25 protein-coding genes are annotated in these 26,211 nt (G+C 63.6%); 9 read left to right on the top strand and 16 right to left on the bottom strand.

Going from position 1 to position 26,211, the window contains the following annotated elements; all coding sequences use genetic code 11:
- Window positions 1–15 precede the first annotated feature (15 nt).
- The 9 genes from JOD78_RS11110 to JOD78_RS11070 form a co-directional block, all read right to left on the bottom strand.
- On the bottom strand, window positions 16–1,278 hold the full coding sequence (locus JOD78_RS11110) for an EAL domain-containing response regulator (RefSeq protein ID WP_034338381.1): 1,263 nt from the start codon (window positions 1,276–1,278) through the stop codon (window positions 16–18).
- Entirely contained in the window at window positions 1,256–2,431 is a 1,176-nt protein-coding gene (locus JOD78_RS11105) for a chemotaxis response regulator protein-glutamate methylesterase (protein WP_134135491.1), read from the bottom strand. Before JOD78_RS11105 ends, JOD78_RS11110 begins: the two co-directional genes overlap by 23 nt.
- Window positions 2,428–3,210: a CheR family methyltransferase gene (locus JOD78_RS11100; protein WP_134135773.1), complete on the bottom strand. Its 783-nt coding sequence runs from the start codon at window positions 3,208–3,210 to the stop codon at window positions 2,428–2,430. Before JOD78_RS11100 ends, JOD78_RS11105 begins: the two co-directional genes overlap by 4 nt.
- Window positions 3,211–3,421: 211 nt before the next feature.
- Window positions 3,422–3,997, bottom strand: a complete 576-nt coding sequence (locus tag JOD78_RS11095) for a chemotaxis protein CheW (RefSeq protein WP_134135493.1) — start codon at window positions 3,995–3,997, stop codon at window positions 3,422–3,424.
- Window positions 3,998–4,072: 75 nt separating this feature from the next.
- On the bottom strand, window positions 4,073–5,893 hold the full coding sequence (locus JOD78_RS11090) for a methyl-accepting chemotaxis protein (RefSeq protein ID WP_134135496.1): 1,821 nt from the start codon (window positions 5,891–5,893) through the stop codon (window positions 4,073–4,075).
- 41 nt (window positions 5,894–5,934) lie between these two features.
- Complete coding sequence (locus tag JOD78_RS11085) at window positions 5,935–8,139, bottom strand: chemotaxis protein CheA (RefSeq protein WP_209568065.1); 2,205 nt, start codon at window positions 8,137–8,139, stop codon at window positions 5,935–5,937.
- On the bottom strand, window positions 8,136–8,450 hold the full coding sequence (locus JOD78_RS11080) for an STAS domain-containing protein (protein WP_039785201.1): 315 nt from the start codon (window positions 8,448–8,450) through the stop codon (window positions 8,136–8,138). The genes JOD78_RS11085 and JOD78_RS11080 overlap by 4 nt, the downstream gene beginning before the upstream one ends.
- 42 nt (window positions 8,451–8,492) lie before the next feature.
- On the bottom strand, window positions 8,493–8,861 hold the full coding sequence (locus JOD78_RS11075; protein WP_039785198.1) for a response regulator: 369 nt from the start codon (window positions 8,859–8,861) through the stop codon (window positions 8,493–8,495).
- Between the two features lie 17 nt (window positions 8,862–8,878).
- Window positions 8,879–9,991 carry a chemotaxis protein gene (locus JOD78_RS11070; protein WP_134135500.1) on the bottom strand — a complete coding sequence of 371 codons (1,113 nt, stop codon included), beginning with the start codon at window positions 9,989–9,991 and terminating at the stop codon, window positions 8,879–8,881.
- A gap of 424 nt (window positions 9,992–10,415) precedes the next feature.
- On the opposite strand from JOD78_RS11070, the gene JOD78_RS11065 reads away from it, so the two are divergent.
- Both JOD78_RS11065 and panB read left to right on the top strand, forming a co-directional pair.
- Window positions 10,416–11,057, top strand: coding sequence for a deoxynucleoside kinase (locus JOD78_RS11065; RefSeq protein WP_209568067.1), 642 nt, complete (start codon window positions 10,416–10,418; stop codon window positions 11,055–11,057).
- 7 nt (window positions 11,058–11,064) lie between these two features.
- On the top strand, window positions 11,065–11,892 hold the full coding sequence (panB, locus tag JOD78_RS11060; protein WP_134135504.1) for a 3-methyl-2-oxobutanoate hydroxymethyltransferase: 828 nt from the start codon (window positions 11,065–11,067) through the stop codon (window positions 11,890–11,892).
- A 97-nt stretch (window positions 11,893–11,989) separates the two neighbouring features.
- Here panB and dnaJ read toward each other — a convergent pair whose 3' ends face one another.
- From dnaJ to JOD78_RS11030, 6 genes are all read right to left on the bottom strand, one after another.
- A complete protein-coding gene (dnaJ, locus tag JOD78_RS11055) occupies window positions 11,990–13,117 on the bottom strand; it encodes a molecular chaperone DnaJ (RefSeq protein WP_121042964.1) in 1,128 nt (375 codons plus the stop codon).
- A gap of 252 nt (window positions 13,118–13,369) precedes the next feature.
- Window positions 13,370–15,310, bottom strand: a complete 1,941-nt coding sequence (gene dnaK, locus JOD78_RS11050; protein WP_121042962.1) for a molecular chaperone DnaK — start codon at window positions 15,308–15,310, stop codon at window positions 13,370–13,372.
- 155 nt (window positions 15,311–15,465) lie between these two features.
- Entirely contained in the window at window positions 15,466–16,035 is a 570-nt protein-coding gene (gene grpE / locus JOD78_RS11045) for a nucleotide exchange factor GrpE (RefSeq protein WP_039785190.1), read from the bottom strand.
- A gap of 601 nt (window positions 16,036–16,636) precedes the next feature.
- Entirely contained in the window at window positions 16,637–17,746 is a 1,110-nt protein-coding gene (hemH, locus tag JOD78_RS11040) for a ferrochelatase (protein ID WP_034341062.1), read from the bottom strand.
- A 44-nt stretch (window positions 17,747–17,790) separates the two neighbouring features.
- The gene (gene recN / locus JOD78_RS11035; RefSeq protein ID WP_209568069.1) at window positions 17,791–19,437 is read right to left on the bottom strand and encodes a DNA repair protein RecN; all 1,647 of its coding nucleotides are present in this window, start codon (window positions 19,435–19,437) and stop codon (window positions 17,791–17,793) included.
- Window positions 19,438–19,516: 79 nt separating this feature from the next.
- Window positions 19,517–20,434: an NAD kinase gene (locus JOD78_RS11030; protein WP_209568071.1), complete on the bottom strand. Its 918-nt coding sequence runs from the start codon at window positions 20,432–20,434 to the stop codon at window positions 19,517–19,519.
- Window positions 20,435–20,470: 36 nt separating this feature from the next.
- On the opposite strand from JOD78_RS11030, the gene JOD78_RS11025 reads away from it, so the two are divergent.
- Both JOD78_RS11025 and hrcA read left to right on the top strand, forming a co-directional pair.
- Window positions 20,471–21,199, top strand: a complete 729-nt coding sequence (locus tag JOD78_RS11025) for an HAD family hydrolase (protein ID WP_121042957.1) — start codon at window positions 20,471–20,473, stop codon at window positions 21,197–21,199.
- A 71-nt stretch (window positions 21,200–21,270) separates the two neighbouring features.
- A complete protein-coding gene (hrcA, locus tag JOD78_RS11020) occupies window positions 21,271–22,299 on the top strand; it encodes a heat-inducible transcriptional repressor HrcA (RefSeq protein ID WP_034341051.1) in 1,029 nt (342 codons plus the stop codon).
- Window positions 22,300–22,419: 120 nt separating this feature from the next.
- On the opposite strand, the gene fur is transcribed toward hrcA, so the two are convergent.
- Window positions 22,420–22,845, bottom strand: a complete 426-nt coding sequence (gene fur, locus JOD78_RS11015) for a ferric iron uptake transcriptional regulator (RefSeq protein WP_034341048.1) — start codon at window positions 22,843–22,845, stop codon at window positions 22,420–22,422.
- A gap of 212 nt (window positions 22,846–23,057) precedes the next feature.
- Here fur and JOD78_RS11010 point away from each other — a divergent pair, with 212 nt between their 5' ends.
- The 5 genes from JOD78_RS11010 (at window position 23,058) to JOD78_RS10990 (ending at window position 26,128) form a co-directional block, all read left to right on the top strand.
- Window positions 23,058–23,606 carry an outer membrane protein assembly factor BamE gene (locus JOD78_RS11010; protein WP_039786794.1) on the top strand — a complete coding sequence of 183 codons (549 nt, stop codon included), beginning with the start codon at window positions 23,058–23,060 and terminating at the stop codon, window positions 23,604–23,606.
- A gap of 45 nt (window positions 23,607–23,651) precedes the next feature.
- The gene (dapB, locus tag JOD78_RS11005; protein WP_209568073.1) at window positions 23,652–24,458 is read left to right on the top strand and encodes a 4-hydroxy-tetrahydrodipicolinate reductase; all 807 of its coding nucleotides are present in this window, start codon (window positions 23,652–23,654) and stop codon (window positions 24,456–24,458) included.
- A 159-nt stretch (window positions 24,459–24,617) separates the two neighbouring features.
- The gene (locus JOD78_RS11000) at window positions 24,618–25,313 is read left to right on the top strand and encodes a MotA/TolQ/ExbB proton channel family protein (protein ID WP_034341031.1); all 696 of its coding nucleotides are present in this window, start codon (window positions 24,618–24,620) and stop codon (window positions 25,311–25,313) included.
- 32 nt (window positions 25,314–25,345) lie between these two features.
- A complete protein-coding gene (locus JOD78_RS10995; RefSeq protein ID WP_034341028.1) occupies window positions 25,346–25,789 on the top strand; it encodes a biopolymer transporter ExbD in 444 nt (147 codons plus the stop codon).
- Window positions 25,790–25,801: 12 nt separating this feature from the next.
- Window positions 25,802–26,128: a barstar family protein gene (locus JOD78_RS10990; protein WP_121042953.1), complete on the top strand. Its 327-nt coding sequence runs from the start codon at window positions 25,802–25,804 to the stop codon at window positions 26,126–26,128.
- Window positions 26,129–26,211 lie beyond the last annotated feature (83 nt).

Below are 26,211 nucleotides of genomic sequence, written 5' to 3'. Positions count from 1 at the left end.
TCTGAACCAGGCAGCTCAAACCGAGCCGCCCGTGGCGGCCCCCTTGCCCAGCGGCCGCAATTCACTGAGGCGGCGATGATGTCCCTTCAGCCACAGCGGCAATTCATTGGCCGGCATGGGCTTGCCGATCAGGTAGCCCTGCCCCAGGCTGCAACCGAAGTCCTGCAGCAGACGCCAGTCTTCCATCGTTTCCACCCCTTCCGCCACGGTCACCAGTTCCAGCCGCTGGGCCATGTCCAGCGCCGATTGCAGGATCACGCGCAGGTTCTTGCGGTCATGCGCACCATGGACGAAGGAGCGGTCGATCTTCAGTTCGGTGAAGGGGATGCGCGCCAGTTGCTGCATCGACGAGAAACCGGTGCCGTAATCGTCAATCGACAGGCCGAAGCCCTTCAGGCGCAGCCGCGCCAGCATGCCCAGTGAATTGCCCTTGTGCGCCACCACCGAACTCTCGGTGATTTCCAGCACCACGTTCTCGGCCGGCAGCGCGTGCTTGTCCACCAGTTCCAGAATGCGATGCAGGAAGTCCGGCTGCTCCAGCGACAGCGGCGAGAGATTCACCGCCACCTTGATCGCCAGGCCCCGGCTATGCCAGACGGCCGCCTGCGCCATGGACTGGTCCATCATGCTGATGGTGAGATCGTGGATCAGGCCGCACTGCTCGGCCAGCGGAATGAAGCGGTCCGGCGGGATCATGCCGCGTTCGGGATGGATCCAGCGGGCCAGCGCTTCCACGCCCTTGAGGATGCCGGTCTGCACGTCCACCTTGGGCTGGAAATAGGGCAGTACCTGGCCGCCACCGATGGCGGTGCCGAGGTCGCTTTCACACATGGAAGGCTGGGGATCATCATCGGCGTGGGCACCGCCGCCACGCGGACGGAAGGATTGCAATGCGGCGCGCAGCTGGCCCTGGTTGAGCGGCTTTTGCAGCACCCCGATCAGGTTCATGCCCAGGGCCTGGATCATGGTCTCCACCGACAGCAGCAGCGAGGTCTCGCGGCTGGAGGCGACGATCAGGGGAATGTCGATGCCCTTCTGCTGCAATTGCTGGATCAGCTCGATGCCATCCATGCCCGGCATTTCCAGGTCGATCACCGCCAGTCCGGGCGGCAGCTTGAGCAGCGCCAGCAGATCCAGCGCCTCGTTGCCGTTGCCGGCCTCGTAGATCAGATCGACGCCCAGGTCCTGCAGCAGCGACACGCTGTGCTGGCGCTGCAGGGCACTGTCGTCGACGACCAGCGCGGATTCGATCAGCTCATTGAGATTCTCTAGAGGCATATTGTTCTATCACTGCGGAGATATGATCGAGCGGGAGGACGTCACCGACGCCGCCCATGTGTATCGCTTCTTTCGGCATGCCGAAGACCACGCTGCTGGCCTCGTCCTGGGCATAGGTGGCGGCGCCGCAATCGGCCATTTCCCGCATCCCCCTTGCGCCATCGTCCCCCATGCCGGTCATGATGATGCCCACTGCATTGCTGCCCGCGGCCTTGGCCGCCGAGCGGAACAGCACGTCCACCGAAGGCTTGTGCCGGCTCACCAGCGGGCCATCCAGCGTTTCCACATAGTACTGCTGGCCATCGCGCCGCAGGACCAGATGCCGGCCGCCGGGCGCGATCAGCACGCGCCCCGGCAAGACCAGATCGTGATGCTCGGCTTCCTTGACCTCGGCACCGGAAATGCGGTGCAGGCGTTCGGCAAAACTGCGCGTGAAACGCTGCGGCATATGCTGCACCACCACGATGCCCGGACAGCGGCCAGTCAAAGGCTTGAGCACCCGCTCCAGTGCCTGCGGCCCCCCGGTCGAAGCGCCGATGGCGACGATTCGCGCCGTCAGCGGACGATAGCCGTCCTCCGGCCCCGGCGCTGCCAATACCGCGTCGGCGGTATGACGCTGCAGCACCGCAGCCCAGCCGTCATCATGCAGCATTTCGCGAGCGGCTGCTTTGACCGGGCGCAGCTTGAGCACGGGCGATACAGGCCGTGCCGCAATGGCCGCCATCGCGCCCCTGCCGCCGGCCCCGGACAGCGCCGCGGCCCGGATGGCGCAAGCCAGTTCGTTGACCGCTTCATGCAGGAAATCACGCACGCCCAGTTGCGGACGGGCAATCACCGACACTGCACCGGCGGCCAGTGCTTCGGCCGTGATATCGCCGGCACCGCCGACCCGCGCACTGCACATGATGACCGGCGTGGGCCTGCTGGCCATGATCTGGCGCAGAAAGGTAATGCCATCCATGCGCGGCATCTCGATGTCGAGCAGGATCACGTCCGGCCACTCCTGCTGCATCTTGCGCAAGGCAAACACCGGATCGGGCGCGGTCCCGATGACGCGGATGTCAGCAGTCTGCGCCAGCAGCTGCTGTACCAGCTGGCGCACCACCGAGGAGTCATCGACCACCATGACGCGGATGGCTGATGGTGCGTTCATGGCGGCCTCCGGTAGATGGAAGGGGAATGCATCAGCAGATCGAGCTCCATGCCGTGCAGCGATTCCGAATGGCCGACCACCAGGTAGCCGCCCGGCCGCAGGCGCGCGATCACGTCGCGCAAGACCTGCAGCTTGGTCTCGCAATCGAAGTAGATGATGACGTTGCGCAGGAAGATCAGGTCATACAGGCCATCGTCGTGTTCGTCCAGCGCAGTCAGGTTGCGCTGGGCGAATTCGACCTTGGCGCGCAGGTCTGCCTGTACCAGGAAATGGCCTTCGTATTCGCCGGTGCCGAGCAGGCAATAACGGCGCAGATACAGGCGCGGAATGTTCTGCCCGCGCGCCATCGGATAGAGCGCGCGGCGCGCGAAGCGCAGCACGCGCGTGCTGATGTCGGAGCCGAATATCGACCAGCTGCCGGCGGGCCGGTGATGGTCCAGCAGCATGGCCAGTGAATAGGCTTCCTCGCCGGTGGCGCTGGCCGCGCTCCAGACGCGCAGATGCTGGCGGTCGCGCCAGCGTGGCAGGAGATCCTGCGTCAGGAAATCGAAATGGCCCTGTTCGCGGAAGAAATAGGTTTCGTTGGTGGTGATGAGATCGATGGCGCGCTGACGTTCCTCGGCCCCCTCGGCACTCGTGATGAGGCGGTGATACTGTGCCAGTCCGCGCAGGCCGAGTTCCTGCAGTCGATGGCTGAGGCGGCTCTGCAGCAGGGCCTTCTTGGACAAGGGCAAGTGCAGCCCGATATCCTGCTTGAACAATTTCTGGAACAGCAGCATGTCGTGATCGCTGACCTCGGGGTCGGCAGATCCGCTGGCCGGTGCGATGGCGGCCACCACCGGCGTCACCGGAATGACGGCAGCAGACGCCGCCTGAGCCCCACGCCCGGCATGCAGACCCGGCACGCTGCCAACAGCCGTGGCCACACCGGCACTGCTGCCGTGCGTGCTGTCGCTGCTGCCTGCCAGGTTGCCGGGTCGGGGCATGGGCCTACTCCCTTTCCATTTCTGCCGAAAGCACCGGCACACCGCCCAGCGCATCCTCGGCACTCATGCCCAGCAGGCTCGCCAGTTCATCGACCGACAGGACGCGCTGCACATCGAGCACCACGATGAAACGCTCATTGACGTTGATCATGCCCTCGATGAAATCGGCGCGGATGCCGGCACCGAATGACGGACGCGGCTCGATGTGATCGACACCGATGCTCAGCACCGCGCTGACTGCATCGACCATCACGCCCAGCAACAGCAGCTGCTCGTCCTGGACCAGTTCCATGATGATGATGCAGGTACGTTTGGCCTCCACCGTGGGGGCACGGCCGAAGCGCACCGACAGGTCGATCACCGGCACCACCGAGCCGCGCAGGTTGATCACGCCGCGCAAGAACTCAGGCATCAGCGGCACTTCGGTCAGGCCGCCAAATTCGATGATCTCGCGAATGCTGGCGATGGGCATGGCGAAGCTTTCCGTTCCGACCAGGAAAGTCAGGAACTGGCGGCTTTCGATGACCTCTTCCTGCTGCCGCTTGCGGACGGATTCGCCATTCAACGATACGCTGGGCATGGCCTGCTCTCCTTGCTGCCGCGCTGTGCGCGCGGCGGATTGATTCGGGACAAGTTCAACGCCATGGCACGCTCCTCAGAAACGCTTGAACGCGGATTCATCCACGCCCGGCGCGTCCTCATCCACATCCAGCATCGACAGGCGGCGCGTGCTCTCGCGCCCACCCTGCGCAGCGGAATGAGCGCGTCTGCCACGCCGCCCGCCGGATTCCGGTAGGCCACCGGCCGCACCGCGCACGCCGGGCTTCTGCAATTCATCCACGCGGAAGAAACGCATCAGGTCCTGCAGATGGATGGCCTGTGCGCTCATCTCTTCCGAGGTTGCCGACAATTCTTCGGAAGCCGAGGCCGTCATCTGCGTGGTCTGCGCCATCTGGTGCACGGCATTGTTGATCTGTTCCAGACCGGTCGACTGTTCCGCCGAGGCGGCGGCGATTTCCTGCACCAAGTCGGCCGTCTTGCGGATCGAGGGCACCATCTGGTTGAGCAGGCCGCCGGCCTTTTCGGCCAGACCGACACTGTTCTCGGCCACCGCGATGATTTCCTGGGCGGCGGTCTGCGAGCGTTCGGCCAGCTTGCGCACTTCGGCCGCGACCACCGCAAAGCCCTTGCCGTGCTCACCGGCGCGGGCCGCTTCAATGGCAGCGTTGAGCGCCAGCAGATTGGTCTGGTAGGCGATGTCATCAATGATGCCGATCTTGCTGGCGATCTGCTTCATCGCAGCCACGGTCTCGCGCACGGCGTCGCCGCCTTCGGTCGCCGCACTGGCCGAGAGGCTGGCGATGCCATCGGTGGTGCGGGCGTTGTCGGCATTCTGGGCGATGGTGGCGGTGATCTCTTCCACCGAGGCGCTGGTTTCCTCCACATTGGCAGCCTGTTGCGAAGCATTGTGCGAGAGCGCCTGCGAAGACGAGGAAATCTCTTCCGAGGCCGAGGCCAGCGCACTGGCTGTGCCGCTGACATCACCGATGACGTCGGTCCACTTGTTGACCATCTGCTGAGTGCTGTAGAGCACGCTGACCTTGTCGTTCTTGCGCAGTGGCACGGTGACTGTCAGATCGCCCTCGGCCACGCGGCGCAGGACGCTCATGGCATCGCGCGGCTCGCCGCCGATCTGCGAACGGATGGTGCGATAGGCAAACCCGAGGCAGGCGAACAGCACTACCACCGAGGCGGTCAGCAGCCAGAAGATCTTCTGTTCCAGTTCGGCATACTCGCGGCCGGCCCTGAGCACACGCGCCTGCGTGCGTTCGTCGACCTGGCGCAGGAAGTCATTGATCGGGGCCATCACGCGGCCGAACAGCGCACGGTAGGTCTGGTCGAAGACCAGCTCCTGCGCCATGGCCTGGTTGGGCGCACCGACCACGGTGAACTTGCCCTCGCCATCATCGAACTCGCCCTTGACCGCATGGAAGGCGGTGATCTCGATGCGCGAGAGCTGGTCTCCCAGCTTCAGGGCTTCCTGCATCTTGGCCAACTCCTGTTCAGTGAAACCGGCTTGCTTCATCAGCTCGCTCAGCGGCACCGTCTGGGCACCCGCCTCCACCGGCAGTTTGCGGGCACTGACCAGGTCCCAGTTGAAACGGTCGTAGTTGGAAGGCCGCGCGCGCTTGCCATTGCGGATGTCCAGGATCATGTAATAGCGATCCTCGTCATTGGGGTCGCCCGTGGTCACGTAGGCGCGCGCGAACTTGGTCATGTCCTCGGTGGTGCGGCGCAGTTCATTGGCCAGCGCGGCGGAGTCGTAGCGGGACTGATGCGCTTGCTCCAGCGCAGTATTGGCCTGGCGCAGCGTATCGGTAAGGCTGATCACCACCGCCACCAGGATGGACAGGACTACACCCAGCCAGATGAAGATCTGCTTGATGCTCATCCTGTTGGTCATCGATTCTTGCATGCTCGCTTCCCCTCGTGGTGCGGGTCCCTTGATCGGGCCCGTCATGGCGCCGACGCCACACTGCGTTCGGCGTAGGCCGCCGTATTGCCTTGTTCCTGTTGCTGGGTGTGCTGCACCAGGTGCGGAATATCCAGGATCAGCGCGACCCGGCCGTCACCCAGGATGGTCGATCCCGACAATCCCTTGACCTTGCCGAACAGCCGGCCCAGCGGTTTGATCACCGCCTGGCACTCGCCCAGCAGACCATCGACCAGCAGCCCGGCGCGCAATTGCCCGTACTGGACGATCACCAGACTCTTGCGCGCACGGGCCTGTTCCCGCGCAGGCAGGTCGAACAGCTCACGCAGCGGGACAAACGGCAAGGGCTCGCCACGGACCGCGACGATATGGCTGCCGTTCTGGCGCGGCGGCATGTCGATGCACTCCACCACCATGTCCAGCGGAATCACGAACACCGCATTGCCGACCACCACCTGGAAGCCCGAGATGATGGCCAGTGTCAGCGGCAGGCGGATGCGGACCACGGTGCCACGCCCGGGTTCGGTATCGATGGCCACCTCGCCCTGCAGGGCATCGATGTTGCGCTTGACCACATCCATGCCGACACCGCGTCCGGAAAGTTCGGTGACCTGCTCGGCGGTGGAAAAGCCGGGCTCGAAGACGAAGCGGTAGATCTCGGCATCGCTGAGTTCGGCCTCCGGCGTCGTCAGTCCTTGTGCGATGGCCTTTTCCAGAATGCGTGTGCGATCCATGCCCCGGCCATCGTCCATCACCTCCACCAGCACGCTGCCGGATTCATGCATGGCATTGAGCCGCAGCGAGGCCTTGGCCGGCTTGCCGACGGCAATGCGCTCGGCGGCAGGCTCGATGCCGTGGTCGATGGCATTGCGCACGATGTGCATCAGCGGATCGGCCAGGCGCTCCACCATCGATTTGTCCAGCTCGGTCTCGGAGCCGGTCATGGTGAGATCGATATCCTTGTCGAGATCGCGGGCGATGTCGCGTACGATGCGCGGGAAGCGCTGGAACACCTCATTGATCTGCACCATCCGCAACGTGAGCGCGGCATCGCGGATCTGTTCCATCAGGCTGTCGATGGCCTGGGTGGCCTCCTCGAACTGGCTGTCCTTGCGGCGTCGGGCAATCAGGCGCGCACTGGCACCGGCGATGACCAGCTCGCCCACCAGGTCGATCAGCTGGTCCAGCTTGGAGACCTCGATCTTGATGAACTTCTGTTCCTGCGCACGCCGCTCGTCCAGCGGGCGCGGCCGCGCACCGGCGCCGGGCGCGGCCGCCGGCACTGCGGGGGCGGCGGCGTCAGCGAGCGTGGCTGCGCCCAGGCAGCGCCATTGGGCTTCGGTGAACAAGTCCAGGCTGAGCCATTGAGCGGCCAGGCGCGCCGCATCGTCGGGGGCGAGCCGCTGCAGCACCGTCGCATACGCCGCCAGGGGACTCTGCGGCGGCAGGATATCGATGCGGCTGTCATCGCGTACGAATTCGAACACGTCTTCCAGCGTCTGCCGGGTGGAGTCGGAGGCCAGGCAGATTTCCACGCCCAGGTAGCAGCTCTCGGCATCCATGGCCGCCGCTTCGGGAATGTCTGCCTCCACCGGCAGGATGGCGACGATGCGGCCCAGCGAACGCAGGTAGTGCAGGAAAGACAGGGGATCGAGTCCATCACGCAGGACATTCTCATTGAACTGCAGCGACAGGTGCCAGTAGGGATAATCGGCCGTCGCCTGCAGGGCCTCGTCCCGGTGAGCATCGCCGCCGTGGGCCGCGTCCGCGGAGGCAGTGCCGGTGAGCCGCTGCAGCAGCCGTGCCGGCTCGCTGGCCGCCTCGCCCGGTGCGCTGGCCGACTGCGCGACCTCGGCCAGTGCAGCCAGCAGCGTGGCTCGGCGTTCGGCATTGGGTTCCTCGGCTTCCTGGTTGCGCTCGATGGCATCGACCAGGTCACTGACGTAATCGCCACACTGCAGCAGCAACGACATCATGGGCGCGTTCAGGGGCAGGCGTTCTTCACGAACCAGATCCAGCACATGCTCCACCTGGTGCGTGAACTGCACGATGCTGTCGAAGGCGAAGAGGCCGGCCGAACCCTTGATGGTATGGGCGGCGCGGAAGATGGCGTTGATGCTGTCTCGGCTCGGTCCTTCCATCTCGATCTGCAGCAAGGCCGCTTCCATGGCCACGAGCAGTTCGCGGGCTTCCTGGACGACGGCATCGCGGGCGGAGTCCTTTTTCATGCGGCCTCCACGGCAGGGCTGAAGCGCTCATGCAATTGCAGCAGGTCCAGCGTGGCCAGCACGGCCGGACTGTAGACACCGATCTCCAGCTGCCGTCCACCGGCGGCCAGCTCGCGCCGCAACAGCAGCAGCAGCTGGATGCCGGCCGTATCCAGCTCATCCACGCCGGACAGGTCGAGCACCACCTGCGTCTGCGGCAGCGTCAGGGCGTGCAGCAGCTCCGGCTTGCGCTCGGCCGCCTGGAAAATGGTCAGTCCGCCGCTCACGGTGAGCAGCAGCCTGTCCTCTTGCACGGAATACGTCAGCGGCATCGTCGGGTTCTCGGCATTCTCTTCAAGGGTCCGTGGTATGGCTCACGGCTGTACCAGCTTGGCTACGGCATCGAGCAGCACCGGCGGCAGGAAGGGCTTGTGCACCCAGGCGCGGATGCCGGCGGCCTTGCCTTCCTGCTTGCGCGCTTCGCTGCTTTCGGTAGTCAGCATGATGACGGGGGTGAATTTGTAGGCAGGCATCTGCTTCATCTCGCGCACGAAGGACAGGCCATCCAGATTGGGCATGTTGAGGTCGGAAATGACCAGATTGAACTTGCGGCCATCCAGTTTCTTCAGCGCTTCCAGGCCGTCAGCCGCTTCTTCGACCTGATAGCCGGCGCTCTTCAAGGCCGCCGTGATGGTCTGCCGCAGGCTGAAGGAATCGTCGACGATCAATATGCATTTTTCCATCTCGGTGCCTCGTGATCTCAGAAAAAATCCACCTGCGACGGTGGCGCGGGATGGCCCTGCTGGCCGGCATGCATCTGGCGTTGTTCCTGGGTGGTATAGGTCTTTTCAAGATCAGTCAGCCACTGCTGCGGCGAGGGCAGCGCCCGCGCCTCGGCGGCCGCGTTGCGCAGGCGCAGGATGTCCTGCTGCACGTGATCCAGGATCTGGCTGATGCGGTCCTGGAATTGCAGGTGGACCAGGATGTCGCACACTTCGCGGTCGACTTCGCGGCCTTCGTCTTCCAGCGTTTCCATGGTCGTGGTGAGCTTCATGGCGGAGTGGCGGAAGTCGGCGATGATCTGGTCGATCACGGCGCGCGAGTTTTCGGCGATGCCTTCGGTATCAGCCGCATCCCCGGTGGCACCGATGGCCGCCATGATCTGCTGGCGCGCGCTCTTGGCGCGGGCAGCGATCTGGCGGCTGTTCTCGGCCGAGCGCTCGGCCAGTTCCTGCCAGCTCTGCTCGTCGCTGAGCAGATCTGTCACGCCGGTCTGGCCGGCCAGTTGCTCGTTCTGCTGGGCCAGGCGGCGAATCTCGTCATTGGCCGCCATCAGGCTGTCGAACTTGGTCACCAGCACCTGGCGCGAGGCCAGCATGCCTTCCAGCGCCGAGGCAATCGCACCCAATTGTTCAGCAGCGTGCTGCACGGTCTGCAGGATCTCGCCGTTGGCGCTATGTCGGGCGGGGTCCAGTGCGCCGCCCAGGCGCTCGTGGATGCCGACGAAGCGGGCCGTCAAGCCGTCGATGGCCGATTGCGTCTGGGCCCGCGCCAGTTGCACATTGCCCTGCCACACCGGCAGCACTTCTCGGACCAGTTCGGCCAGTGGCGCGGTGCTCGCAACTGCGCCAGCCGGCTCGGCTGCCATCACCGGCTCTCTCTGCAGCCCGCCAGCAAGCGCTGCCGCAGGTGGCAAGGATGGCTGCGGCGCGGCCATGGCGGGCACCGCCGGGGCGGGCAGGCAAGTCAGGTAGAAGGCCCCGCCGATCAGCAGGCCGACCAGTGCCCCCAGCCACCAGTGCTGGGCCAGCATCATGAACAGCAGCAGATTCACCAGGCACAGCATCGGCAAGATATTGCGAAGCGATTTCACAGCCACGTTTTCCTGTTGGTTGTTGTCAGCTCGGGGCAAAGCGCACGGCCATGATCGCGATGCACACAGCCCGCCATTGACGGTGTTTACGGCAACTACGGGCGCTTCTTTGGCAAAACCGCCCGGTGCGCAGGCGAAGTTGGCGGCGACAAAGGCGATTCAGCACCCCTGCACCCACTGCCGCCCGGCACTAATGCAGCTTGCAGCGGGTCTATCCTGCGCGCACTGACCCTCAGCCTATTGTGCTGGCTGCCCGGGTCTCGCCTTGCGTGGAATAAAGGCCAAATTCCGGTTGAGTTGTCTGCACCAATGGACAATCATCGGAAAGTTGCCAAGAATTAACAAAAAGCCAGGTCGGCCATTCAGGCCGGCCGCAATGAAATCAACTACAATGCCGCACCCGGCGTGCCGGGGGAAAGACACCATGGAACTGGAAAGCTATCGCTATATCGCAATCGACGGCCCGATCGGGGCTGGCAAGACTTCGCTGGCCACGCGCCTGTCGGCGCTCTGGGGCGCACAGTCGGTGCTGGAGCAGCCGGAAGGCAATCCCTTCCTGGCCGAGTTTTACCGGGATGCTGCACGGCATGCCTTCCAGACCCAGGTTTTTTTCCTCCTGCAGCGCATGGGGCAGTTGCAGGCACCGCTGGATCCGGCGCAACTGGAGGGACGCTTCATTGCCGACTTCATGCTGGAAAAGAACATCCTGTTCGCCCAGTTGACGCTGGCCGGCGATGAACTGGCGCTTTATGACGCCTTGTATCGCCAGTTGCAGCCCAAGGCGCGGGTGCCGGACCTGGTGATCCACCTGCAGGCACCGGCCGATGTTCTGCAGACCCGCATCGCCGCGCGCGGGATCGCCATGGAGGAAGCCATCTCCCTGGATTACCTGCAACGTCTGTCGGAGTGCTACAGTCAATTTTTCTATCATTACCAAGACGCGCCGGTACTGACCGTCAACACCGAGCATCTGGATCCGGCCCACAGCGATGCCGATCTGGCCATCCTGCTGCAGCACATCCAGGAGATGCACGGGCCGCGCGCCTTTCTCAATCACGGAGGTTGAATCTTTCATGGCAGGCTATCTTCAGGAATCGGGCGCGGCACGCGCCAAGCCGGTGACCACCCACACCCTGCAGGCGATGCGCGCCAAGGGCGACAAGATCAGCATGCTGACCTGTTATGACGCCAGCTTCGCCACGCTCATGGAGCGCGCCGGGCTGGAAACGGTGCTGATCGGCGACTCCCTGGGCATGGTCTGCCAGGGCCATGATTCAACCCTGCCGGTGACGATCCAGGATGTGGCCTATCACACGGCGGCCGTCGCGCGCGGCACCCGCACCATGCTGATCATCGCCGACCTGCCCTTCGGCACCTACCCGACCCGCGAGGAAGCCTTCCGCAACGCCGCGCTGCTGATGCAGGCGGGCGCGCAGATGGTCAAGCTGGAAGGCGGCGTGTGGCTGGCCGATACCATCAAGTTCCTCACCGAGCGCGGCATCCCGGTGTGCGCGCACATTGGCCTGACGCCGCAGTCAGTGCACCAGCTGGGCGGCTTCAAGGTGCAGGGCAAGACCAGCGATGGCGCCACGCAGCTGCATGCGGATGCGCTGGCGGTACAGCAGGCGGGCGCTTCGCTGGTGGTCATCGAAGCGGTGCCGGCCACGCTGGGCAAGGAAGTGACCGACCGCCTGGCCATCCCCACCATCGGCATCGGTGCCGGTCCCGATTGCTCGGGCCAGGTGCTGGTGATGCATGACATGCTGGGCGTGTTCCCGGGCCACAAGAGCCGCTTCGTGCGCAACTTCATGGACGGGGCCAGCGGCATCGAGGAGGCGGTGCGCCACTATGTGGCGGCCGTGAAGGATGGCAGCTTCCCGGCACAGGAGCATTGCTTCTGAGGCCTTGATTCAGGCTGTGGACAAGAAAAAGGCCAGCGAGATCGCTGGCCTTTTGCTTTGCTGCTGGTGACGCCAATGCGGCTGTCGCAACCGCGGCTTACTCGAAGAATTCCTTGACCTTGTCCTTCCAGGTCTTGGTCTGCGGGCTGTGCTTGGCGCCGCCTTCGGTGGTGAGCTGCTCGAACTCGCGCAGCAGTTCCTTCTGGCGATCGGTCAGCTTGACCGGGGTCTCCACCACGACGTGGCAGAACAGGTCGCCCGCGTAACCGGAACGCACGCCCTTGATGCCCTTGCCGCGCAGGCGGAAGGTCTTGCCGCTCTGGGTGCCTTCGGGAATGGAGAAGGAGGCCTTGCCATTCAGGGTCGGCGCTTCGATCTCGCCACCCAGTGCCGCCTTGGCGAAAGAGATCGGCATCTCGCAATGCAGGTCGTCGCCATCACGCTGGAACACGTCGTGCGGCTTGATGTGAATTTCCACATACAGGTCGCCCGGGGGACCGCCATTGACGCCCGGCTCACCGTTGCCGGAGGAACGGATGCGCATGCCGTCGTCAATGCCTTCGGGGATCTTCACTTCCAGCGTCTTGTTGCGCTTGATGCGTCCGGCACCGGCGCAGGTGGTGCAGGGTTCCGGAATGATCTTGCCGCTGCCGTGGCACTTGGGGCAGGTCTGCTGGATGCTGAAGAAGCCCTGCTGCATGCGTACCTGGCCGTGACCGCCGCAGGTGGTGCAAGTGACCGGCGAGGTGCCGGGCTTGGCGCCGCTGCCGTGGCAGGTATCGCACTGGTCCCAGGACGGCACACGGATGGTGGTGTCGAAGCCGTGCGCAGCCTGCTCCAGCGTGATTTCCAGGTTGTAGCGCAGGTCGGCGCCGCGATAGACCTGCGGGCCGGAGCTGCGGCCGCGGCCACCGCCGCCGCCAAAGATATCGCCGAAGATGTCGCCGAAGGCATCGGCAAAGCCACCCGCGCCGGCACCGCCGCCGCCACCCATGTTGGGGTCGACGCCGGCATGGCCGTAGCGGTCGTAGGCCTCGCGCTTCTGCGGGTCCGACAGCATCTCGTAGGCTTCCTTGACCTCCTTGAACTTGTCTTCCGCACCCTTGCTGTCCGGGTTGCGGTCAGGATGGTACTTCATCGCCAGCTTGCGATAAGCCTTCTTGATTTCGTCGTCGCTGGCGTTCTTCGCCAGTCCGAGCACTTCGTAAAAATCGCGTTTTGCCATGTTGTATAACCCACCTTGTTATTGTGTTCCGTCGCTGCTGCGATGGCCTGCATCTGCGGCCGCGCAAGCACGACCGGAAACCAACAATGTGAAAAAGCCGAGTTCAGCTTTTGACTGCGGACTCGGCGTACCGGCCTGGCCGAAAAAACAACCCGGCCGGGTGGATGCTTCTCAAAAATCCGCCCGGGCTGCGGAAAAACCGCACCCGGGCGCGAGCGCTGACCTCCGATGAAACGAGGCGTCAGTCCCGGATTACTTCACTTCCTTGAAGTCGGCGTCGACCACGTTGTCGTCCTTCGGGGCTGCACCGGCGGCACCGGCCTGAGCACCTGCGGCGCCCGCAGCACCACCGGCGGCAGCGGCTTGCGCCTGCTGGTCGGCGTACATCTTCTCGCCCAGCTTCTGCGCCGCGGTCGACAGGGCTTCGGTCTTGGCATCGATGGTGGCCTTGTCGTCACCCTTCAGGGCTTCTTCCAGGTTCTTGATGGCGGCTTCGATGACTTCCTTCTCGCCGGCTTCCAGCTTGTCGCCGTATTCGCCCAGGGCCTTCTTGGTCGAGTGCACCAGCGCATCACCCTGGTTGCGGGTCTCGGCCAGTTCCTTCAGGCGCTTGTCTTCCTCGGCGTTGGCTTCGGCGTCGCGCACCATCTTTTCGATCTCTTCTTCATTCAGGCCGGAGTTGGCCTTGATGGTGATCTTGTTTTCCTTGCCGGTGGCCTTGTCCTTGGCGCCCACGTGCAGGATGCCGTTGGCGTCGATGTCGAAGGTCACTTCGATCTGCGGGGTGCCGCGCGGTGCCGGCGGGATGCCTTCCAGGTTGAATTCGCCCAGGGCCTTGTTGCCCACGGCCATTTCACGCTCGCCCTGGTAGACCTTGATGGTCACGGCCGGCTGGTTGTCGTCGGCAGTGGAGAACACCTGGCTGAACTTGGTCGGAATGGTGGTGTTCTTCTTGATCATCTTGGTCATGACGCCGCCCATGGTTTCGATACCCAGCGACAGCGGGGTCACGTCCAGCAGCAGCACGTCCTTGCGGTCGCCCGAGAGGACCGAACCCTGGATCGCGGCACCGACGGCCACGGCTTCGTCGGGGTTCACGTCACGGCGCGGATCCTTGCCGAAGAATTCCTTCACCTTCTCGATGACCTTGGGCATGCGGGTCATGCCGCCGACCAGGATCACGTCGTCGATGTCAGACACCTTCACACCGGCATCCTTGATGGCGGTACGGCAGGGTTCGATGGTCTTGGCGATCAGTTCCTCCACCAGGGACTCCAGCTTGGCGCGGGTGATCTTCAGGTTCAGGTGGACCGGTGCGCCATTGGCCATGGCGATGTAAGGCTCGTTGATCTCGGTCTGTTGCGAGGACGACAGCTCGATCTTGGCGCGTTCGGCCGAGGCCTTGATGCGCTGCAGGGCAATGGCGTCCTTGGACAGGTCCAGGCCGTTGATCTTCTTGAATTCCTCGATGATGTAGTCGATCAGGCGCTGGTCGAAGTCTTCGCCGCCCAGGAAGGTGTCACCGTTGGTGGACAGCACTTCGAACTGCTTTTCGCCATCGACGTCAGCGATTTCGATGATGGACACGTCGAAAGTACCGCCGCCCAGGTCATACACGGCGATCTTGCGGTCACCCTTTTCCGCCTTGTCCAGGCCGAACGCCAGTGCCGCTGCGGTCGGCTCGTTGATGATGCGCTTGACGTCCAGGCCGGCGATGCGGCCGGCGTCCTTGGTGGCCTGGCGCTGGGCGTCGTTGAAGTAGGCCGGCACCGTGATGACGGCTTCGGTGACTTCTTCGCCCAGGTAGTCTTCGGCGGTCTTCTTCATCTTGCGCAGGACTTCAGCGGAAATCTGCGGCGGGGCCAGCTTCTTGTCGCGCACGCCGATCCAGGCGTCGCCGTTGTCGGCGGCCACGATCTGGTAGGGCATCAGGTTGATGTCCTTCTGCACTTCCTTCTCGGTGAACTTGCGGCCGATCAGGCGCTTGGCGGCGTAGATGGTGTTCTTCGGGTTGGTGACGGCCTGGCGCTTGGCGGGAGCGCCGACCAGGATTTCGCCGTCTTCCTGATACGCAATGATGGAAGGCGTGGTACGCGCGCCTTCGGAGTTCTCGATCACCTTGGGCTGGTTGCCTTCCATGACGGAAACGCAAGAGTTGGTGGTGCCCAGGTCAATACCAATGATTTTTCCCATGATTTTTCCTTCGTTCTTTCAGCCCTGGATGTCGGGCTACAGGTGTTTTGAATGGTTTGAATATGTGGAGGAAAGACGGACTTTCAAGCGCCGGAACCACCGGATGAAGCAAAAATGATGCCGTTTGCCTCTTTCCCCTTCCGGCGCCGGTCCGCTTACTTTCCCTGGGCCACCGTCACCAGCGCCGGACGCAGCAGACGGTCGGAAATCATATAGCCTTTTTGCAGCACGGCAACCACCGTGTTGGCTTCCTGCTCGGCCGGCACGGCCGAGACGGCCTGGTGCTTCATGGGGTCGAGCTTCTCGCCGGCCTGCGGGCTGACTTCCTGCAGCTTGTTCTTCTCGAAGGCCGAGGAGAGTTGCTTCAAGGTCATGTCCACGCCTTCCTTGAGCGATTCCAGCGAGGCGTTTTCGATCTTCAGGGCCATTTCCAGGCTGTCCTTGACCGCCAGCAGCGACTCGGCGAAGCCCTCGATGGCGAACTTGTGGGCCTTGGCGATGTCTTCCTGAGCACGGCGGCGGATGTTCTCGCCTTCGGCACGGGCACGCAGGAAGGCGTCCTGCATCTCGGCAGCCTTGGCTTCGGCTGCGGCCAGCTTGTCTTCCAGTGTGGGCTCGGCAGCGGCGGCCGGAGCAGCCTGCTCGGCGGCAGTGGCAGCAGCGGCGTCAGCAGCCTGGTTGTCTTGCTGGACGGATGGGTTTTCCTGTTTTTCCATGTCTTGCATTCCTGAATTACCTCCAACAAATCAATGATTTACGTGCGTGCGGCAGCCTGATGTGAAGCGCCGTCCGCCAAGGGATGCGGCACAAGTAGGGCATGTCCCTGCTTTTTCAAGGGCTTTTTGGCACTTTCCGGCGACTTTTTGCCTGTTTATGCGATTTCAAGAAGAAAAATGTTACGCGCGCTTACAGAAATTACGGGGTCTGACTTCAAGTTAATTCGACCCCGACCTAAACTGAATTCGAGTTCCCGCCCTTTGGGGCAGGCTCGTTTGACGGCATTCCCACTTCCCCTCATCGCTTGTCGCGCCAACAAGGTGTCATCATGAAACTGCCACTGATTGCGGCCATTATCTTCGTTGCCCTGTACAGCCTGCTGGCTACCGCCTGGATCAGCTATACGCATCTGGTGAGCGAATACACGCTCTGAGCGCCGCTACCCCCCGGTTTTTTTCTTGTATGAACGATCTGGACGCTTCAGACCAGGCAAGATCATTGCCGGACAGACAATATCAGCGACAGTAAAGACGTTCAGCCTGCCATTTTAGCAGGCTGAAGGCTGCAGACCGCCCCGGGCCGGCGGTCGATATGAAGCTTTCTGAAAAATCAGCGATCCGCGCCGAGTGCCTTTGCCCGCTCTGCGGCGATCGCCTGCTGGCGCGCCATCTCTTCGCGGGCGGCGGCATTGCTCATGGTCGGCCAGCCGGCCAGGTGCTGCTCGACGATCTCCACCATGCCGTTGATCCAGGCCGGTGATTCATTCAGGCAGGGGATGAAGTGAAACTCCTTGCCGCCTGCGTGCAGGAAGTCTTCCTTCACTTCCATGGCGATTTCTTCCAGGGTTTCCAGGCAGTCGCTGGTGAAACCGGGACACATCACGTCGATGCGGCGCACGCCCTGCCGGCCCAGTTCCTGGGCGGTGGGCGCGGTGTAAGGCTGCAGCCACTCGGCCTTGCCGAAGCGCGACTGGAAGGTGACCTGGTACTGCTCATCGGTCAGCCCCAGCGATTGCGCCAGCAGGCGTGCGGTCTTGTAGCACTCGCAATGATAAGGATCGCCCAGCATCAGCGTGCGCTTGGGCACGCCGTGGAAGCTCATCAGCAGCTTGTCCGGCCGGCCGTGCAGGTCCCAGTGATCCAGCACCGACTGGCGCAGCGCCTGGATGTAGGCATCCTGGTCGTGATAGTTGCGGATCAGGCGCAGCTCGGGAATGTTGCGCACCTGGCGGTAATGGTCGAAGACGGCATCGAAGATGGAAGCAGTGGTCGTGCCCGAATACTGCGGATAGGCCGGCAGCACCAGGATGCGCGTGCAGCCCTGTTGCTTGAGCTGATCCAGCACTTCGGGCAGCGACGGCGTGCCGTAGCGCATGGCATACACCACCTGCAACTGATGATGGCCGCGCCCGGCCAGTTGCACCGCCAGCGCAGCGGCCTGGCGCTGTGTATGCACGCGCAGCGGCGAGCCTTCCTCGGTCCAGATGCTGGCGTATTTCTCGGCCGACTTGGAGGAGCGGAAGGGCAGGATGATGCCGTTGAGAATGAACCACCACACCGCACGCGGGATTTCCACTACACGCGGGTCCGACAGGAATTGCTTGAGGTAGCGTCGCAGCGCGCCTGCATTGGGCGCATCGGGCGTGCCGAGATTGACCAGCACCACGGCGGTGGAGGCCGGGCTGCCGTGGGTGTAGGGAGGTTCTTTGCGGAAGGGCATGGTCGTTGAGCTTGGGCTTCTTGATGTTCTTGGTGTGAGGGCGATCAGGAAGCCAGCAGCTCGCGCGCGTGCTTGCGCGTGGTGGCCGTGATTTCCAGTCCGCCCAGCATGCGGGCGATTTCTTCCACGCGCGCCTTGGGGTCCAGCCCGTCGATGTCGGAGAGGGTCTTGCCGCCCTCGCTGCGCTTCTTGACCTGGTAGTGCTGGTTGGCCTGGCTGGCCACCTGCGGCAAGTGCGTCACGCACAGCACTTGCCGTTCCTGGCCGAGACGCTTCAAGAGCCGTCCGACCACTTCGGCGACGGCACCGCCGATGCCGCTGTCGACTTCATCGAAGATCAGGGTCGGTACCGTGGTGGCGGCCGAGGCGATCACCGAGATGGCCAGCGAGATGCGCGCCAGTTCACCGCCCGAGGCCACCTTGGCCAGCGCGCGCGGCGCCACGCCGGCGTGACCGGCCACCAGGAATTCCACCTGTTCCAGCCCGTATGCGGCCGGCTCCACTTCATTGAGCGCGATCTCGAAGCGCCCACCGGCCATCGACAGATCCTGCATGGCGGCCGTGACCGCCTCGCCCAATGCGGCCGCGGCCTTGGCGCGCGCCTTGGAGAGTTTCTGCGCCTGCGCCAGATAGGCTTGCTTGAGCTTGTCTTCCTGCGCGCGCAGAGCATCGAGGTCGCTGGCATCGGCCAGTTGCTTCAATTCTTCGGAGAGCTTGCGATGCTCCTCGGGCAGCTCATCGGGCTGCACATGGAATTTGCGGGCGGTCGAATGGATGGCTTCCAGGCGCTCTTCCACTTCCTGCAGGCGCGCGGGATCGAGTTCAACGCGGCCGAGATAATCATTCAAGGCATAGACCGCTTCCTGCAGCTGGATCTGCGCCGGTTCCAGCGCGTCGAGCACCGGCTTCAAGGCAGTATCGACATCGACCAGCTTGCTCAGCTTCTGCGTGATCGAGGAGAGTTGCGAGAGGATCGGCGACTCCGATTCCGAGATCACGCCCAGCGCCTCCTGCGCGCCACCGATGAGCGCCGCGGCATGCGACAGGCGGCTGTGCTCGGTGCTGATGTCAGCCCATTCGCCGGGCTTGACGGCCAGCTTGTGCAGCTCGGCCACCTGCCACTCCAGGCGCTCGCGCTCCAGCAGCACATTGCGCGCATCCTGCTCGAACTGCTCACGCTGGCGGGCCAGGGCGCGCCAGGTCTTGTAGGCGGCAGCCACCTCGCGCGCAGGTTCCAGCAGACCGGCCTGGCTGTCCAGCAACTGGCGCTGGGCATCGGCCTTCATGAGCGACTGGTGCGCGTGCTGGCCGTGGATGTCCACCAGCATCTCGCCGACTTCGCGCAATTGCGCGGCGGTGGCGGCGCTGCCGTTGATGTAGGCCTTGCTGCGGCCGGCATTGTCGATCACCCGGCGCAGCAGCACGCCGTCGTGCTCGCCGGTGAATTCGTGTTCGTCCAGCCAGGCCATCACTTCCGGCGTGGCGGTGAAATCGGCGCTCACATCCGCCTTGGCCGCGCCCTCGCGCACCACGCTGGGATCGCCCCGTCCGCCCATGGCCAGCGCCAGGGCATCGATGAGGATGGATTTGCCGGCGCCGGTTTCGCCGGTGAAGACGGAGAATCCGCGCGCGAATTCGAGCTCGATGGCATCGACAATCACGAAGTCGCGAATCGTTAAGGTACGCAGCATGGTGGTCTCGCAGCGGGTTGGACGGACAGGCCAGTAGGCTCAAGCGAGCCGGCACGCGATGGCCGGGCTTGATGCGGGCTTATTGTAATCGGCCTTCTATGGAGGGGTATTCATTCCAGTGCAGCTTCTCGCGCAGGGTATCGAAATAACTCCAGCCCTCGGGATGCAGGAAAGTGATCTTGTGCGCCGAACGGCGGATCACGATGCGGTCGCCATGCAGCACGCTGGTCAAGGATTGCATGTCGAAGTTGGCGCTGACCTCGCGCCCGGCCACCACCTGGATCACGATCTCGCAGGAATCCGACAGCGTGATGGGCCGGTTGGACAGCGAATGCGGAGAAATCGGCACCATCACGATCCCGTGCAGGCTGGGATGCAGAATGGGGCCACCGGCCGACAGAGCATAGGCGGTGGAACCGGTGGGCGTGGCCACGATGAGACCATCGGAACGCTGGTTGTACATGAAGCGGCCATCGACCTCCACCCGCAGCTCGACCATGCCGGAGGTGGAGCCGCGCGCCACCACCACATCGTTCAGGGCCAGCGCCCGGAAGATCTCGCTGCCATCGCGGTAGACCCGCGCTTCCAGCAGCGAACGCGACTCGGCTTCGACCTTGCCTTCCAGCATGTCGGCCAGAGCCGGTATCATGCGGTCCTGGGCGATATCGGTGATGAAGCCCAGGCGGCCCTGGTTGATGCCGATCAGCGGCACGTTGTAGGGTGCCAGCTGGCGCGCGATGCCGAGCATGGTGCCGTCGCCGCCGACCACGATGGCCACGTCGGCGTGATGCCCGATCTGCTCGGGCGTCATGCTGTCATAGCCTTGCAGGGCGATGTTCTCGGCGGTCTCGGACTCGAAGACCACGGTGTGGCCATGCGACTCCAGGAACACCGCGATGTCCGACAAGATCTGCGCGATGCCGACGGCCTGGAACTTGCCGACGATGGCGACGGTTTTGGGTACGGCTGCCTGAACGGGTAATTTGATGGGCCACATGCTGCGGATTAGACCATAATTTGAGATGACATTGTAATGAAACCAAGCGCTTCCTCCCTGCCCTCCTCGCCCGCTCCCTCCCCCATCGAGGCGGTCCTGTTCGATCTCGACGATACCCTGTGGGCCATCGAACCGGTGCTGGTGCGCGCCGAAGGCCTGCTCTACGACTGGCTGCGCGAGCATGCGCCCGCGGTGGTGGCGGCCCATACGATTGCCAGCCTGCGCGAACGCCGCATGGCCCTGATGAAGACCGACCCGATGTATCGCATCGACCTCTGGAAGCTGCGCCACACGGCGCTCTCCGAGGTCTTCCGCGAGCATGACGTGGACCTGGCGCTGGTCGACCCGGCCATGGCCCTGTTCTCCGAAGCCCGCAGCACGGTGGCGCTGTTCGATGACGTCGAACCGGCGCTGCTGCGCATGAAGGGCCGGCTCACGCTGGGTTCGGTCTCCAACGGCTTTGCCGACCTGGAGCGCATCGGCCTGGCCGGGCACTTCGGGGTCTCGATTGCGGCGCATCGCTTCGGCCGCGCCAAACCGGATCCGGCCATCTTCCATGCCGCCTGCGAGGCCCTGCAGGTCGCCCCGGCGGCGACGGTCTATGTGGGGGACGATCCGCTGCTGGACGTACAAGGTGCGCAGCGGGCCGGTTTGCGGGCAGTATGGATGAACCGTTTCGACCGCACCCTGCCCGAGGGCATCACGCCCGACGCCATCTGCCGCGACCTGCATGAGCTGCACGACTGGCTGCAGGCGCAAGCCTGAACCTTTGTTCAATTTTTGGAAGAACTGACGCGGCCGTCACATTTACCGGATATGCCGCTAGAATATGCCCCATGCAACTCGATAACCGCGCCCGCACACTCCTGAAGGCCCTGGTCGAACGGTACATCGCCGACGGCCAGCCAGTGGGCTCGCGCGCCCTGTCGAAACTGTCGGGCCTGGAACTGTCGCCGGCGACCATCCGCAACATCATGGCCGATCTCGAAGAGATGGGCTTCGTCGCCAGCCCGCACACCTCGGCCGGCCGCGTGCCCACGCCGCGCGGCTATCGCATGTTCGTCGACACGCTGCTCACCGTCGAGGCCATCGACGAGAGCGCCCTCGAAGGCCGCCTGCAGGCACGCCTGCAGCACAGCGGTTCGCCGCAGAAGATCATCACCAATGCGGCCCAGGTGCTGTCCTCGCTGTCGCAGTTCGCCGGCGTGGTGATGACGCCCAAGCGCGAATCGATGTTCCAGCAGATCGAGTTCCTGCGGCTGTCGGAAAAGCGCATCCTGCTGGTCATCGTCGACCAGGGCGGCGACGTGCAGAACCGCATGCTCCTGACCGACGTCGACTACACCCCGAGCCAGCTGACCCAGGCCGCCAACTACATCAACCAGCATTACGCCGGCCAGTCCTTCGACCAGGTGCGCATCCACCTGCAAGGCGAACTGCGCCAGCTGCGCGACGACATGACCGCGCTCATGCAGGCCGCCGTCGAAGCCGGCAGTGACGCCATGAACGAAGAGGCCGACAACAACGTGGTCATCTCCGGCGAACGCAACCTGCTGTCGGTGACCGACCTCTCCTCCAACATGAATTCGCTGCGCCGCCTGTTCGACATGTTCGAGCAGAAGACCGGGCTCTTGCAGCTGCTGGATGTGTCCAGCAAGGCCACGGGCGTACAGATCTTCATCGGCGGAGAATCCCAGCTGGTGCCGATGGACGACATGAGCATCGTCACCGCCCCCTACGAGGTCAACGGCCGCATCGTCGGCACCCTGGGTGTGATCGGACCGACCCGCATGGCCTACGAACGCGTCATTCCCATCGTCGACATCACGGCCAAGCTGCTTTCCAGCGCCTTGAGCCAGCACTGATCCCGGCCAGCACAACCGTCGCGCCAGGACGCAAAAAAGCCATGTGAGACCTCACATGGCTTTTTTACATTTTTCTTCATGCAGCCTTGCCGGAATCAAGCCAGGCAAGCGAAAGCAAACTTACTTCTTCACTTTCTTGCAGTTTTTGCAATGACCGTAGAGGGCCAGGGCATGGTCGGCGATCTCGAAACCGTGCTCCTGGGCAATCTTGAGCTGGCGCTTCTCGATTTCGGCGTCGAAGAATTCCTCGACCTTGCCGCAATCCAGGCAGACCAGGTGGTCGTGGTGCGAGCCTTCGTTGAGTTCGAAGACGGCCTTGCCGGTCTCGAAGTGATTGCGCTGGAGCAGGCCGGCCTGTTCGAACTGGGTCAGCACGCGGTAGACGGTGGCCAGACCGACATCGAGGTTGTCAGAGAGCAATTGTTTGTAGACGTCTTCGGCGCTGAGATGGCGCACGGAGGTGTTCTGGAAGATTTCGAGGATCTTCAGGCGCGGCAGGGTCGCCTTCAGGCCGCTGGCCTTCAGTTCGGATGGATTGTTCGGCATGGTAGAGTGGGTTCCCGGGTTTTACTGGTCTCGAACAGGCGCGGCGGTCCACTGGGAAGACCTGGCGGACCGTTCCGGCGGGGCGGTGGGGAACGCCCTTTTACACCCGGAACGCACTCATGCCTATTTAAGAAGTAAGTTCTAGCTTATCATATAGCGCTTTAGGCTCATGGCTCAACCCGGTTGAAATCTTTATGCGCATGCTTTCCCGAATGAAGTCCCGTCATCACACCACCGCCATCGGCGTCCTGGCTGCACTGGCCGTCTCGCTGGCCGGCTGCTCCTCGACCAAGGCACCGGAACAGGCAGCACCCACCGATACTTCGGGCGTGAAGGTGACCGGCAAGAGCAACAGCCTGTTCGGCTTCTTCAAGCCCTACCGCATCGACATCCAGCAAGGCAACTTCGTCTCCAAGGAAATGGTGGCGCAACTGCGCCCCGGCCTGACCCGCGACCAGGTGCGCTTCGTGCTGGGCACGCCGCTGCTGACCGACATGTTCCACAGCAACCGCTGGGACTACGATTTCCGTCTGGCCAAGGGCAACGGCGAGATCATGACCAGCCGTGTCTCGGTGTTCTTCAAGGATGACCTGCTGGATCACGTCGAAGGCGGCCAGAACCTGCCCACCGAAAGCGAATACCTGACCCTGATCACTGACGCCAAGGTCGGTTCCAAGGCCGGCTTCAGCGACAAACCCAAGGACGACAGCGAGATCAAGCCCGCCTCGCCGGTGGCGCCTTCCTCGGCCACCAACAAGTAAGCCAGGCAAGCCCCGTCCTTCGCACTTCTTTCTTCCGAGTTTTACATGACTGCACTGAATATCGCGGTGACCGGCGCTTCCGGGCGCATGGGCCGCATGCTGATCGAAGCCATCCTCAACGCCGAGGGCCTGCACCTCTCCGGCGCCCTGGATACGCCCGCCTCGCCTGCCATCGGCACCGATGCCGGCCTGTTCCTGGGCAAGACCACCGGCGTGGTCATCGAATCCGAGCTGGCACGCGGCCTGGCCGGTGCTGACGTGCTGATCGATTTCACCCGTCCGGAAGGCACGCTCAAGCACCTGGAATACTGCGCCGCCCACGGCGTGAAGGTCGTCATCGGCACCACCGGTTTCGAGGCCGAAGGCAAAGCCGCCATCGCCGAATTCGCCAAGCGCACCGCCGTCATGGCCGCGCCCAACATGAGCGTGGGCGTCAACGTCACGTTGAAGCTGCTGGAACTGGCCGCCAAGAATTTCTCGCACGGCTACGACATCGAGATCATCGAAGCCCACCACCGCCACAAGGTCGACGCTCCCTCGGGCACTGCGCTGAAGATGGGCGAAGTCATCGCCGATGCGCTGGGCAAGAAGCTCGACGACGTCGCCGTCTACGCCCGCGAAGGCGTTACCGGTGAGCGCGATCCGTCCTCCATCGGTTTTGCCACCGTGCGCGGCGGCGACATCATCGGTGACCACACGGTCCTGTTTGCCGGCATCGGCGAGCGCATCGAGATTTCGCACAAGTCCTCCAGCCGCGTCTCGTACGCCATGGGCAGCCTGCGCGCTGCACGCTTCCTGGCCGACAAGGACACCGGCCTGTATGACATGCAGGATGTGCTGGGCTTCAAGTAAGCCGAGCCCGCAATCACAGGAAATGCCCGACGCTGCCGCGCCCCACCAGGTCCGGCAGCGAATTTTTTTGGGGTCCGCCGCTCCAAGCGACTCACCCCCATCCAACCGTCATTGACTCCCTGCCGCGTACGCGCGGCGTCTTTCCCGAAAGCACCTACCATGGAACAGAACGTTGGATTTGCCCACTACTGGGCCCAAGGCGATGCCGTTTCGCACTCGGTGGCCTATCTGCTGTTGCTGATGTCGATCGCCAGCTGGTTCTACATCCTCTCCAAGGCCTGGGCCGCCTGGCGCATCCGCCGTGGCAGCAATGCCCTCGAACAATTCTGGCAGGCCCCGACGCTGGCCGACGCCACCGCCGCCATGCAGCGCCTGGACAGCGAACAGATCTACACCCCCATGGCCGAACGCGCCGCCGAAGCGGCCGACATCGGCACCCGCCAGCAGGGCACACCCTCGCTCAACGCCGCGACCGATCCGGGCGAACTGATCACGCGCACCCTGCGCCGTGAAATCAACCGCGTCTCGGCGCGGCTGGAACGCGGCCTGACGCTGCTGGCCTCGGTCGGCTCGACCGCGCCCTTCGTGGGCCTGTTCGGTACCGTCTGGGGCATCTACCACGCGCTGGTGGCGGTCTCGGCCAGCGGCACGGTGCAGATCGACAAGGTCGCCGGTCCCGTGGGCGAGGCGCTGATCATGACCGCGCTGGGCCTGCTTGTGGCGATCCCTGCCGTGCTGGCCTACAACGCCTTCACCCGCATCAACCGCGTGGTGCTGGCCGAACTGGATGGCTTCGCACATGACCTGCATGCCTACCTGACCACCGGCGAGCGCGTCGGCGGCATGCGCAAATAATTTTTCGACACCCGAACCGAGAGGAGTCCCACATGAGTTTCGGCGGATTCAACGACAACCAGAACTCGGCCCCGATGGCCGACATCAACGTCACCCCGATGGTGGACGTGATGCTGGTCCTGCTGGTGATCTTCATCATCACCGCGCCCATGTTCACCCACGCCCTGAAGCTGGACCTGCCCACCGCGCAGTCCAACCCGGCCCCGGAAAAACCGGAGACCATCACCCTGGGCATCGATGCCGCCGGCAAGCTGTACTGGAACGACCAGCCGGTCAGCGAAGCGGACATGGATGCGCGCCTGGCCACGGCTGCGGCCAAGAAACCGCAGCCCGAGCTGCAACTGCGGGCCGACAAGTCGACCCGCTATGAAATGATCGCCGAAGTGATGTCGGCCGCGCAGGGTGCGGGGCTGACCAAGCTGGGCTTCGTCACCGACCCCAAGGGCGGCGGCAAGAGCAACAGACAAGCAAACTGAAAGAGAGCAGGCATGGCCACCGTACAACTGGCGGGCGACCGCATCACCGACTGGGACAGTTTCCATACCGAGAGCGCAGCCGCCTTCGGCTTCCCGGATTTCTATGGCCGCAACATGAATGCCTGGGTCGATTGCCTGTCCTACCTGCGCGATGACGCCGGCATGTGCAAGTTCAGGCTCAAGCCCAAGGAAGTGCTGACCATCGAGATCAGCCACAGCGCCGAGCTGCACCAGCGCCTGCCGGACCTGGTGGAAGACGTGGAATTCTGCTGCACGGCCATCAATGACCGCTGCGAGGATTATGGCGAGCCGCCGGTCATTGCGCTGGTGTGGAAGTGATATTGCCGTTTTCCATTCATCTCCCCCACCGCTGCGGCGGCCCTGATTGATCTCTCAAAGAGATCAGTCAAACAACCACTCGA

Origin of the sequence: Herbaspirillum sp. 1130 (genome assembly GCF_017833835.1) — a bacterium.
Classification (GTDB): domain Bacteria; phylum Pseudomonadota; class Gammaproteobacteria; order Burkholderiales; family Burkholderiaceae_D; genus Herbaspirillum; species Herbaspirillum huttiense.
Note: the sequence above shows the minus strand (reverse complement) of the source record. Positions and strands in the feature narration are given on the sequence as shown.